The sequence below is a fragment of the Flavobacterium commune genome, from assembly GCF_001857965.1.
GTDB classification, from domain to species: Bacteria; Bacteroidota; Bacteroidia; order Flavobacteriales; family Flavobacteriaceae; genus Flavobacterium; species Flavobacterium commune.
The window spans coordinates 2868513-2881021 of record NZ_CP017774.1; the positions used below are offsets into that span (position 1 = coordinate 2868513).

Annotated in this window: 11 protein-coding genes; 4 read left to right on the forward strand and 7 right to left on the reverse strand. The window is 35.7% G+C overall.

Annotated features, from left to right (window positions below):
* Nucleotides 1-72: 72 nt before the first annotated feature.
* Nucleotides 73-261: a hypothetical protein gene (locus BIW12_RS11990; RefSeq protein WP_071185330.1), complete on the forward strand. Its 189-nt coding sequence runs from the start codon at nt 73-75 to the stop codon at nt 259-261.
* A gap of 88 nt (nt 262-349) precedes the next feature.
* Here the strand turns inward: BIW12_RS11990 and BIW12_RS11995 are convergent, their stop codons facing one another.
* The 7 genes from BIW12_RS11995 to BIW12_RS12025 all read right to left on the reverse strand — a co-directional run bounded on the left by BIW12_RS11995 (nt 350) and on the right by BIW12_RS12025 (nt 9824).
* A complete protein-coding gene (locus BIW12_RS11995) occupies nt 350-1129 on the reverse strand; it encodes a PhzF family phenazine biosynthesis protein (protein ID WP_071185331.1) in 780 nt (259 codons plus the stop codon).
* A gap of 1 nt (nt 1130) precedes the next feature.
* Nucleotides 1131-2546 carry an aminotransferase-like domain-containing protein gene (locus BIW12_RS12000; protein ID WP_071185332.1) on the reverse strand — a complete coding sequence of 472 codons (1416 nt, stop codon included), beginning with the start codon at nt 2544-2546 and terminating at the stop codon, nt 1131-1133.
* 64 nt (nt 2547-2610) lie between these two features.
* Nucleotides 2611-2988 carry a hypothetical protein gene (locus tag BIW12_RS12005; protein ID WP_071185333.1) on the reverse strand — a complete coding sequence of 126 codons (378 nt, stop codon included), beginning with the start codon at nt 2986-2988 and terminating at the stop codon, nt 2611-2613.
* 286 nt (nt 2989-3274) lie between these two features.
* The gene (locus BIW12_RS12010) at nt 3275-3736 is read right to left on the reverse strand and encodes an HIT family protein (protein ID WP_071185334.1); all 462 of its coding nucleotides are present in this window, start codon (nt 3734-3736) and stop codon (nt 3275-3277) included.
* 65 nt (nt 3737-3801) lie between these two features.
* On the reverse strand, nt 3802-4242 hold the full coding sequence (locus BIW12_RS12015) for a DUF2059 domain-containing protein (protein ID WP_071185335.1): 441 nt from the start codon (nt 4240-4242) through the stop codon (nt 3802-3804).
* 130 nt (nt 4243-4372) lie between these two features.
* Nucleotides 4373-8026, reverse strand: a complete 3654-nt coding sequence (gene purL / locus BIW12_RS12020; protein ID WP_071185336.1) for a phosphoribosylformylglycinamidine synthase — start codon at nt 8024-8026, stop codon at nt 4373-4375.
* Nucleotides 8027-8309: 283 nt separating this feature from the next.
* Nucleotides 8310-9824 carry a hypothetical protein gene (locus BIW12_RS12025; RefSeq protein WP_071185337.1) on the reverse strand — a complete coding sequence of 505 codons (1515 nt, stop codon included), beginning with the start codon at nt 9822-9824 and terminating at the stop codon, nt 8310-8312.
* Nucleotides 9825-9962: 138 nt separating this feature from the next.
* Here BIW12_RS12025 and BIW12_RS12030 point away from each other — a divergent pair, with 138 nt between their 5' ends.
* The 3 genes from BIW12_RS12030 to bshB1 all read left to right on the forward strand — a co-directional run bounded on the left by BIW12_RS12030 (nt 9963) and on the right by bshB1 (nt 12444).
* Nucleotides 9963-10397 carry a PaaI family thioesterase gene (locus BIW12_RS12030; protein WP_071186376.1) on the forward strand — a complete coding sequence of 145 codons (435 nt, stop codon included), beginning with the start codon at nt 9963-9965 and terminating at the stop codon, nt 10395-10397.
* 39 nt (nt 10398-10436) lie between these two features.
* Nucleotides 10437-11498, forward strand: coding sequence for a chorismate-binding protein (locus tag BIW12_RS12035; RefSeq protein ID WP_071185338.1), 1062 nt, complete (start codon nt 10437-10439; stop codon nt 11496-11498).
* Nucleotides 11499-11727: 229 nt separating this feature from the next.
* Nucleotides 11728-12444, forward strand: coding sequence for a bacillithiol biosynthesis deacetylase BshB1 (gene bshB1, locus BIW12_RS12040; RefSeq protein WP_071185339.1), 717 nt, complete (start codon nt 11728-11730; stop codon nt 12442-12444).
* Nucleotides 12445-12509 lie beyond the last annotated feature (65 nt).

Genomic DNA, 12509 nt, shown 5'->3' on the forward strand with positions numbered 1-12509 from the left:
TATAAAAAGCGAATTCATATACTTTTACTTCGAATAAAAAAGGAAATAATTAACGAACTAATTATAGACAAGATGACAAATTCAGATAAGATTAGAAAAGTAAATGATTTACTTATTGAAGTAATCAAAGACGAAGAACATCAATTAGAAAGTTCTTTCAGTGGATTAAAAGATGTTGTTTTGAGTATTCTTGCTGATTATTGGCAAAATGAAAGAGAACCACAAATTTTTATGGAAAACATTTCATTAGAAATCGATTAATATAAAATAGAAAATATATAATTTGTCATTTTAGGGTTTGATAAATTTTTAAAGAAAGCCGCTTTAGTTTTAAAGTGGCTTTTCTTTTTTATAAAAAATATTCCCCAATCAAATAACACATAGCGTATCCGCTAATGCGAACTCTGTTTTCTAAAAGTTCACAATCTAAATAACCTTTTCGTTCCGAAAGTTGGATAGCTGATAATGTTGTTTTATTCAGTTTTTTTGCCCAATACGGAATAAGAGTGGTATGTGCTGAACCGGTTACCGGATCTTCATTAATACCGGATTGAGGTGCAAAAAATCGAGAAACAAAATCGGAGTTGTTTCCCTTGGCGGTAACAATAATTCCACGCACCGGGAGTTTTGAAAGCTTAATGAAATTGGGATTTAAGTTCAGTATTTCTTCTTCAGTATTAAAAACGAGCATGTAGTCGGTTTTTCCCTTATAAGCCAGTTGAGGTTTACTGTCAAAGGCATCACAGATTTCATTTGTCAAAGGAATTGGTTCAAATTCATCAACGGGAAAGTTTAACGAAAGTAAATCGCCTTCCTTGGTTACTGTCAAATCTCCGCTTCTGGGTGAGTGAAATGTAATAATCGAATCGTTATGATTTTCATAATTGAATAAAACAAAAGCTGCCGCCAGAGTTGCGTGTCCGCAAAGGTCAACTTCAGTTTGAGGAGTAAACCATCTGATATCATATTTATCGCCATTTTTTACATAAAAAGCAGTTTCAGCCAGATTGTTTTCGGCGGCAATTTTTTGCATGATTTTATCACTTAACCATTCCTCAAGTGGACAAACGGCAGCTGGATTTCCGGAAAAAACGCTTTTAGTGAAGGCATCAATTTGATATATTTTCATCTTATAGTTGTTGTTTGATTAATGTACCCAGACTTTTGAGGCTGTGCTCGACTTTTTCATCCCATTTTATGGCAAAATTCAATCGCATACAATTGTTGTATTGATCGTGTTGCGTAAACATTCTTCCCGGAGCAAAACCTATTTTATGCTGTACAGCAATGTCATATAAGACTGCAGTATCAATTTTTGGATCTAGCTCTAGCCATAATACAAATCCGCCCTGTGGTTTAGAAATTTTAGTATTTTCGGGAAAATATTCTTCAATAGTGCGTTGAAAAAACAAATAGTTATTATATAACGTATTTCGTAATCCTCTTAAATGATGTTCGTAGCGGCCATATTCCATAAAATCAGCAATTACTTCCTGAAAAAGAGGCGGACTCGACATGGTATGCAATAGTTTCTTTCGAATTAATTTTTCTTTGAACTTACCGGGTGAAACCCAGCCCACACGATAACCCGGAGCTAAGGTTTTAGACACCGAACCACACCACATGACAATCCCAGCTTCGTCAAAAGCTTTGCAAGGTTTTGGTCGGCTGGGACCAAAAAATAAATCACCATATAAATCGTCTTCTATCAAAGGAATATTATGCTTTGTAAGCAAACGAACCACTTCTTTTTTGTTTTCTTCAGGCATGCAACTTCCCAAAGGATTGTTGAAATTGGTGACAAAACAACAGGCTTTTATTTTAGGTAGTACTTTTTTTAAATCTTCGATGGCCACACCTGTAACAGGATGCGTAGGAAGTTCAATAATATTTAACCCCAGTGATTTTATCATTTGCAAAATACCAAAATAAACAGGACTTTCAATGGCAACCGTATCTCCGGGATTAGTTACAGTTATTAAAGAATAAAATAGCGCATTTAGTGCTCCGGAGGTAGTTACAATATCATCTTCTGTCAAATGGCCATCCCAGGTAAAAGACCATTTGGCAATATTTCTCCTCAAATTGATGTTTCCCTGTGCTGGTTCGTAGCCTGTTCCGCTGTCTTCTAAATTGCGTAATACTTTTATAATACCTTTGTTGAGTTTAGCAATGGGCAGCATACTTTTATCCACAACTCCCAGTGAAAACTGTGTGAAGTCTTTATTGGTCAAAGTATTGAATACCTTACCGATTAAGTCTTCAGGAGTCTTTTCTTTGTCGGATAAATGGAGTTTGTTTATCGAAGGAAGTGCCAGTCGGGTATTGAAAGCTCTGCTGACATAATAACCTGATTTTGGTCGGGATTCTATTAAAGATTTGCTTTCTAATTCTAAAAAAGCCTGTTTTACCGTGTTGATGCTGACGTTGTAGATTTTTTGTACGGTACGAATAGACGGCAGCTTTTCTCCTGTTTTGAGGGTTCCAGTTGCAATTTGCTCTTCGATTATTTTTGCAATCTTTAGATATAAAATTTCTTTCGACATTTTATGATTGTGTTATTTGTGTCCTATAAAAGTAGTAAAAATTATAACTGTAACCATTTGAGTCTTAGGAATTGGAATTGTTTAACCAATTAACCAATTGATTTATAGCTGTGGATAGATTTTTATAATGACCATTTTGCCATTCATTTTTGAAAAAAATGGCAGATTCCTGGGCTAAAGTTTCGTTAACGTAATCATTAGAAAATGGAGAATCAATATAGGTATTTATCTGGTAATTGTTTGGAATATTTTTAGTTGCACAAGAGTATCCAACTATTTTACTGTCCAATTCGGCTACATAAAACGGAAGTCCAAATTGCTTTGTCAAAGCTGAATCTAATGTTGTTTTTTGTTCCTGGTAAAGCTTTACAATTGCATTCATATCAGAGATTGTAACCGCTCTGAAGTTTAGATTTTGCTGTTGTTTGATAATTGTTTCCATACTTTGATATTTAGAAAGTAAAATTATCTATTCCAAAAAGATAAGTACAGATACAGAAATGTTGTTGTTTATGGGTACAGTTTGTTAATTGTGTCAGCTTAAGCAGACTAAAATAATAGTCCACAGATGAAACGGATTGAACGGATAAAACCAGATTTTTATTAACTTGTCTTAATTTTAATCTGAGTTAATCTGCTAAAATCAGTTTAACCTGCCTGTCGGCAGACAGGTCCGTGTTCCTGTTATTCATAGAACATGGTAAAAAAAATCCTCTTTTTAAACGGATTTAAAAAGAGGATTTCGTTTTGTAAAGTTGGAGACTATTATAAGTTTGCTTTAATTTTTCAATGATAGCATCGTATTCAGCATCAGAAAGTGCTACTTTGTTTGGATTCATTTCGAAAACACTTCCAAAACCATAGCCATCTGCATATTTAGGTACGATATGAAAATGTAAGTGCGATAATTTATCCGAAAAAGCCCCGTAATTGATTTTATCAGGATTAAAAACTTTCGCAATAGCATTTGCAGTGGTAGCAACGTCATCCATAAAAGCATTGCGTTGTTCTTCGCTTAGTTCATGAAATTCAACTCCGTGATCTTTGTAAACTACATTTAAACGGCCAGTGTATGATTGCTCTTTAAATAAGAACAATTGTGATACTTTCAGGTCGGTAATTTTAATCATTAGGTTGTGTAAGGTTTCGTTTTCCTGGCAATACAAACATTCAGAAACTGGTGATGGCATGATTTTTTATTTTATAAATTGATATTGGTATTTTGATAGACTTAAGCAAAACTATCCATACTATATTACTTTTCCAAATTGTTTTTTTCTTTAAGTTTAGCCTGAGATTTTTCGATAATTTGTTTTGCCCAGTTTTGCCCCACAATCATCGATTCTTGCATTACTTGTGGCATGGTGCTAATCATTTTTTTTCCAATAGGAGAATTATAAAATGCAATCAATTGGTCTATATCACTTTCAGTATAATGTTTATCATAAATAGGAATAATCATATTTGTTATATCTTCTGCTTTTACTTCTTTTTTGAATTCTTTCAAAAAATCCTCACTAGTTTTAGAATGACTAATTTTAAGACTGCCCATCATTTGATCCATCATTTGTATTGCCATTTTTCCCGAACCGGTCAATTCCAGTAGTTGATTTATTTTTTGGATTTTTGAAGTGCTTTGTGCGTTTGCTGAAAGAGAAAGTACGCAGAAGCTTAAAATTAATAGTGATTTTTTCATGGTTTTTTATTTGCTGTTTTTATAGTTAATGTAAAACCAAATGTAAGGATTTATAATTTGTTAATTAAAAATTATCTCACAAAAAAAGCGCTCTCTTTCGAGAACGCTTTCTGTTATTTAAAACTAAAAATTAGTTGTTTTCAATCCATTTTCTGGCATTTACAAAGGCTTCCTGCCAAGGAGTAACCTCGTCGTTTCTGCCGCTTGGATAATTAGCCCAGTTCCATTGGAAAACAGAACGTTCAATGTGTGGCATGGTAACCAGATGACGTCCTGTAGCATCACATAACATGGCTGTGTTGAAATCAGAACCATTAGGGTTTGCAGGATATCCTTCATAACCGTATTTACCTACGATGTTGTAATTTTCTTCACCCATTGGTAAATTAAATTTACCTTCACCGTGAGAAACCCAAACTCCTAGAGTTGCACCAGCTAAAGTTGACAACATTACCGAATTGTTTTCCTGTACGGTTACCGAAGTAAAGATACTCTCGTGTTTGTGACTGTTGTTGTGCAGCATTTTTCCGTGTACTTCGTGCTCCGGATTGATTACTTCCAATTCCATGAACAATTGACAACCGTTACAGATTCCAACAGATAAAGTGTCTTCTCTTTTGAAGAAGTTTTTCAGGGCTGTATTGGCTTTTTCGTTGTATTTGAATGCTCCGGCCCAACCTTTAGCAGAACCTAAAACATCTGAGTTAGAGAATCCACCCACAGCTCCGATGAACTGAATATCTTCAAGCGTCTCACGACCAGAAATCAAATCGGTCATGTGAACGTCTTTTACATCAAAACCTGCCAAGTACATCGCATTAGCCATTTCACGCTCGGAGTTACTTCCTTTTTCACGGATAATAGCTGCTTTTGGTCTTGGTTTCGAAGCATCAATTTCAGGTTTTTTTCCTGTAAAATGAGCAGGGAAACTAAAGTTTAATGCCTGGTTTTTATAGTTATCGTAACGCTCTTGTGCAGTTCCGTTTTTAGATTGTTTTTGGTCTAACAAGAATGAAGTTTTAAACCAAACGTCTCTGTATTTAGCAATGTCTAATTTACAAGGACCAAAGTCTAAGGTAGCTTCATTAGTTGCAGTTCCTAGTTTGTAGAACGAAACTCCGTTAGCATTCAATTTGTTTTCTATAACAGCATCTTCTTTCGCCTGGAAAACAATACCGATGTTCTCAGCAAATAAATATTTGATGATGTCTTTTTCTTCGAAAACAGAGAAATCAATTTTTGCTCCTAAATTCACATCAGCAAAACACATTTCTAATAAAGTAGTAATCAAACCACCACTTCCGATATCGTGACCCGCTACGATTTGGTTATCCAAAATTAATTCCTGAATCGTGTTGAAAGCCTTTTTAAAGAACGCAGCATCTTTGATAGTAGGCGCTTCGTTACCAATAGCATTTAAAGTTTGTGCCAAAGAAGATCCTCCTAATTTGAATTCGTCCTGAGATAAATTGATATAATAAATAGAAGCACCGTCTTTTTGTAAAACAGGTTCTACTACTTTTCTAATGTCAGTACAGTTACCGGCTGCTGAAATAATTACCGTTCCCGGTGCAATTACTTCATCATTTGGATATTTTTGTTTCATCGAAAGCGAATCTTTTCCTGTTGGAATATTGATTCCCAATTCGATTGCAAAGTCAGAACAAGCTTCAACAGCAGCATACAAACGAGCGTCTTCACCTTCGTTTTTACAAGCCCACATCCAGTTTGCTGAAAGAGAAATTCCTTTCAATCCGTCTTTAATTGGAGCCCAAACAATATTCGATAAGGATTCGGCAATAGCAGTTCTTGTTCCAGCAACAGGATCAATTAGTGAAGCAATAGGAGCGTGTCCTATTGACGTTGCAATTCCTTCTTTTCCCTGAAAATCCAAAGCCATTACACCGCAATTGTTCAATGGCAATTGCAATGGTCCTGCAGTTTGTTGTTTGGCTACTTTTCCACCTACACAACGATCTACTTTGTTTGTTAACCAGTCTTTACAGGCTACAGCCTCTAATTGCAATACTTGCTCTAAATAAGTAGCAATATTTTTTACTGAATAGTCTAATGCTGCATAATTATAATCAACAGTTTTGTCTGTCATTATTGTTTTTGGAGAACTTCCGAAGAAGTCTTCCAAAGCATAATCCATTGGTTTTGCCCCAGTAGTCTTTGATTCGAAAGTAAAACGGTGGTCAGCAGTTACATCTCCCACCTGATACATTGGCGAACGCTCTCTGTCGGCGATTCTTTGTAAGGTGTCAATATCTTTTTTACCAATAACCAATCCCATTCTTTCCTGAGATTCGTTACCAATAATTTCTTTTGCCGAAAGGGTAGGGTCTCCCACAGGCAATTTGTCTAAGTCGATTAATCCTCCTGTATCTTCCACCAATTCCGAAAGACAGTTTAAGTGTCCACCGGCACCGTGATCGTGAATAGAAACAATTGGGTTATTATCGCTTTCTACCAATCCACGAATGGCATTAGCAGCACGTTTTTGCATTTCCGGATTCGAACGTTGGATAGCATTTAATTCAATTCCTGAACCAAAAGCTCCCGTGTCAGCAGATGAAACCGCAGCTCCACCCATTCCGATTCTGTAATTTTCTCCACCAAGGATAACGATTTTATCGCCTTCTTGTGGTTTGTGTTTGATAGCCTGATCTAATTTCCCGTAACCAATTCCACCAGCTTGCATGATAACCTTGTCGTAACCAATTTTACGGTTGTTTTCTTCGTGTTCGAAAGTCAAAACGGAACCTGTAATAAGTGGTTGTCCAAATTTATTTCCAAAATCAGAAGCTCCGTTTGAAGCTTTGATTAAAATATCCATTGGAGTTTGATACAACCATTTTCTTTCAGCAACGCCGTTTTCCCAAGGACGTTCTGCTTCTAAACGAGAATATGAAGTCATATAAACCGCAGTCCCTGCCATTGGCAACGAACCTTGTCCACCAGCCAAACGGTCACGGATTTCTCCTCCTGAACCTGTTGCAGCACCGTTGAAAGGCTCTACAGTAGTTGGGAAATTATGCGTTTCTGCTTTTAATGAGATAACAGAATCAAATTCTTTTACTTCATAAAAATCAGGTTTGTCAGCAGTTTTTGGAGCAAATTGTTGTACTCTTGGTCCTTTTACAAAAGCCACGTTATCTTTGTAAGCCGAAACAATATCGTTAGGATTTTCCTGAGATGTTTTTTTGATTAATTTGAAAAGAGAAGTTTCTTTTTCAATACCATCAATAACAAAAGTTCCGTTGAAAATCTTGTGACGACAGTGCTCCGAATTAGCTTGTGAGAAAGCAAAAATTTCAGAATCAGTTAGTTTTCTTCCTAATTTGGTGGCCAAATTATCTAAATATTCAACTTCTTCTGAGCTTAAAGCCAGACCTTCCTGTTTGTTGTAAGCGTCAATATCATCAATATTCAAAATAGCTTCCGGTTGTATATTGATGGTAAAAATGTCCTGATTTAATTCGGTATATTTTTGAGAAAGCATAGGGTCGAAATCAGTGAAATCTTCCGTTGCTTTGTGAAATTCTTCGATACGAATGATTCCGGAAATCCCCATATTTTGAGTGATTTCTACGGCATTGGTACTCCAAGGCGTAATCATCGTGGCGCGAGGACCAACAAAAAAATCCGTCAATACGGATTTCTCTATCTTATTTGCATTGGCAAAAAGCCAGTTCAGTTTAGAAATATCTTGAGCCGAAATTTCGCCTTGTGTTTGTACGGCAAAAATTGCGTTGCTTTGGTTTTCAAAGAAATGAATCATTATTTTGTATTTGATGAATTGCGATGCAAATTTAGGTTAAAAAAACAGTACCGACAAGTGTAAAAAAGACTTTTTAAAGTAGTCGTTTTTAGTATGTTTTGGTGCTCTTTTTAAGATTGTAGAAGGTAGAATTCAGACAGAGTTTTATTTTTAGTGTTTACTCAATCTTGTCATTCCTGACGAAGTAGGAATCTCCGTTGTGTGAGTCAATTGATGAGATTCCTCCTTTGTCGGAATTGCAAATTAAACTAAAAAATCTGCGAATCTGCGGTAATTTTTAAACTTATTTAGGAAACGCCATACTTTGATAAGCACCCAAATCAGGAGGAGAAGTCCTGGTTTTTCCGTTGATGTCCTGCGGAATTAAATAAGCGGGATTTCCTTTTGCGAAAGCGGCAGAAGTATTGTCAATGTTGAGTTTGTTTTTTGCAATATCAAAAAAGCGAGGGTTTTGGTTTAGAATTATGTTTTTGTAATGTGTCGCATCACCTAAGAAATTATATAATGGATTCGAGCTGCTCGCATCCGATTTTAACAGACAATTGTTGAATTGGTATTCAAAAGATGCTGCATTGTTTTTGTCCAAATTGAATTCGCTTGAATAGGTGCCATAAATGATACAATTGTTAAAAGTGGCTTTGGTTAAATCTTTTGCTTCAGGATTTGCGCCTGTTTTGAAATTATTTATCGTTAGAGCGAATTGTTGGGCGTTGTTCCAATTGTTGTTAAAAGTACAATGTGTAAATAGGTAATTCCCTCCGTAAGTACATGCCAATGTGGCTTTTCCGGCTGTATTAATAACGATATTTTCGCCTTCAATTTTAGCATTTTGAGCCAGAATTCCGTAATTGGACGAATTATAAATTTGGCTATTTTTTATCGAAACGGTAGTTTGATCCTGATTGTCAATTCGCAAACCAATGCTAGCGTTTTTAATTGTAAGGTGATTGATTTTGTGAGCCGTACTGCCGTCACGAAGCCAGATGGTAGCCCATTGCCCGGGAACATTGGCGTAATCTGCTTCGAGACGGTCGCCTTCAAAAATAATTTCGTTTTCTTGTTTGTTAGTGGTTGAAACAGTTCCGTTGCATTCCAAAGTAGCCGATTGGGGTACAATCAAACCCGAATTAGCATGAAAATAAACGCGGGCTCCTGCATCAAAAATAACTGTTTTGCCTTCAGGAACGGTGGCATAGCCGTAAATTACATAAGCTTTTTGATTGGTAAAATGCAATTCGTTGCCATTGGTAGCATCATTTTCGTCTAAGTAAAAACCGTTTAGTTTTGTGTTGTCAAAAGTTACGGATTCGGTGGTGCCATCGTTGAAGCGCTTTGGATACAGAAAAACCGCATCTTTCACCAAGGTCAGTAAGGCCACTTTTTGCAAGTTAGTACCGCTGTCAAATTCAATGTTGTCAGTATATAAAAAATCGACAGGATTCGCATCTGAACTATTTGGAGTGGTTTCAATAAAAACATAAAGGCTGTCTTTGGCTAATAAAGTTACATTATTAAAAATCTTATTGTCTTCACCCTGCATTCCGTCAACGGTCATGCGGTATTTAGAATTTAAACCTTTGCCAAATTTAATCGTTGGAATACTAATATCATTTTTGCTGTGATTATAGACTTTCAATAAATATGTACTCGAACTGATAGTTGAAAAAACAGTATCTAGAAAAACAGTATCTCTTGAAAAAACTAATTTTCCATTACTCGGTACAGTAGAAAAATCAGTACGGCAAGAACAGATAGAAAATAAGATTCCGAAGATAAATAATAGCGAAAAAGGACGCATGCGTTTTGTTTTTTGGTAAAAATAGAAAAAATCTTATTTGTTGAGATTTAATTTTAAAATGGATTGCAGAATATGCTTGTTATTTGGATGCTAGTATCTATTCTTTCTTTATTTTTACAATCGATTAAAATAAAATTCATGACATTCGATAAAGAAAAGATATTGGAATACTGTAATCGTATTTCAAAAAATACTTTAATGGAAACCTTAAATATTGAATATATTGATGCTGGCGAAGGTTTTCTAGTTGCTAAAATGCCGGTAAATTCGAGTGTTCATCAACCGATGGGCTTGTTACACGGAGGTGCTACGGTAGCTTTGGCAGAGAGTGTAGGCAGTGCCGCTTCCTTTATATTCATCAATCCGGAAGTTAGCGAAGTACGTGGTATAGAAATTTCGGCCAATCATTTAAAATCCAAGCGTGAAGGTGTAGTTACTGCTACTGCAAAAATCATTCATCAGGGGGCAAGTATTCATTTATGGGAAATTCGCATTGTTGACGAAAGAGATAATCTGATTTCGCTTTGCAAACTGACCAATATGGTTTTGCCAAAAAGAAAGAAAACACATTAAACTTTTTGAATAGAAACAAACCTTTAATAAAATTAACGTATGATTGATTTTTTTATAAAAGTAAAGCAACAAGAAGCTCAAAAATTGCCTTTTGTTATTTATAGTAAGCCATATAAATCGGAGGTGAGAGGTTTTTTTCAAAAAAATGACCATTTGTATTTTGCTGAAACTTTGGACGAAACAGGTTTTGTTTTTGCTCCTTTCAATGGCAATCAGATGATATTGATACCCAAAAATCAATCGGTCATTTGGGAATCAGAAATTGATTCTTTTGAAGAGAATCATACGGTTGGTTTAGTTACCGAAGAAAATCAACAGCAAAAAGCACATTTTGAAAATCTAATTCAAAAAGCAGTTAAAGCTATTGAAAAAGGGGAGTTTGTCAAGGTTGTTTTGTCCCGAAAAGAAATCTTAGATGTGCCTGATTTTGATTTGGTCACTGTTTTTACAAGACTGATTCATCGTTTTCCGGCGGTTTTTTGTTATTGCTGGTACCACCCCAAAATAGGTTTGTGGATGGGAGCAACACCGGAACGATTGCTAAAAGCCAGCCGAAAAAAATTCTGTACTATGGCATTAGCGGGAACACAGAATTTTGAAGGAAAAACAGATGTGATTTGGGAATCTAAAGAGATAGAAGAACAGCAATTTGTAACCGATTTTATCTTAGAAAACCTGAAAGGACTGACTTCTGAAGTTGCTATTTCCAGTCCATATACGGTTCAGGCCGGAAATGTTTTGCATATAAAAACGGATATTGAAGGAGTAATTAATAAAGAATCAAAATTGAATCAGGTGGTTTCAGTTTTGCATCCAACACCTGCTGTTTGTGGTTTGCCAAAACTGGCTGCTAAAGATTTTATTATAGAAAATGAAATTTATGATAGAGAGTATTACACTGGTTTTCTGGGCGAATTGAATAAGAAAGATTTTGCTGAGAAAAAACAAAAATCTGATTTGTATGTGAATTTACGTTGCATGCAAATAAAGGAAAAAACAGCGCATTTGTATATGGGTTGTGGTATTACCAAAGAAAGTATTCCGCAAAAAGAGTGGAATGAAAGTGTGAATAAATCCATGACGATGAAGAGTGTGCTTTAGAAGTTAGAAGTTGGGAGTTGGGAGTTGGGAGTTTGGACAAGGCAGTTTTTAGAATAGAGAAGGCAGAATTTAAAAACTTTGTGTAGTTAGCGTGTCATCCTGAGCTTGTAGAAGGACTTCTTTTCTTTGCTGTAAAAAAAATAGAAATTAGAATAAATAAAACACAATAAAACTCCGTAAAGTTTCCCCTTCCTTCGGAGGGGGCTGAGGGAGGGAAAATATTAAAATAATGAAACTAGATATATTAGCTTTTGGAGCTCATCCCGATGATGTAGAATTGGGTTGTGCGGGAACAATTTTAAAAGAGGTTTCCTTAGGGAAAAAGGTAGGTATTGTTGATTTAACCAGAGGGGAATTAGGAACCCGTGGTTCGGCGGAAATTAGAGATGAAGAAGCTGCTGCTGCTGCCAAGATATTAGGAGTTTCAGTAAGAGAGAATTTGAATATGAGAGACGGTTTTTTTGTCAATGATGAAAAACACCAATTAGAAATCATCAAAATGATTCGGAAATATAAACCTGAAATTGTTTTATGCAATGCCATAGATGACCGTCATATTGATCATGCAAAGGGAAGTAAATTAGTTTCTGACGCTTGTTTTTTATCGGGTTTGATGAAAATTGAAACCGAGTTGGAAGGAGAGCAGCAAAATGCCTGGCGACCTAAGTTGGTTTACCATTATATCCAGTGGAAAAACATTGAACCTGACTTTGTAGTGGATATTACAGGATTCACCGATAAGAAAATTGAAGCCATTTTAGCCTATCGTTCTCAGTTTTATGATCCGAATTCTACAGAACCGGAGTCGCCAATTACCTCAAAAAACTTCTTTGAGAGTTTAAATTACCGTTCCAGAGACTTAGGAAGGCTCGTTGGTGTAGATTATGCTGAAGGATTTACAGTTGAAAGATGTTTGGCTGTCAATAGTTTAGCGGATTTGCTGTAATTTTATTGGTTTTTTTTAGAAAAATAGTTTGCAGAAGTCAATAAACGTTGTATATTTGCAACCGC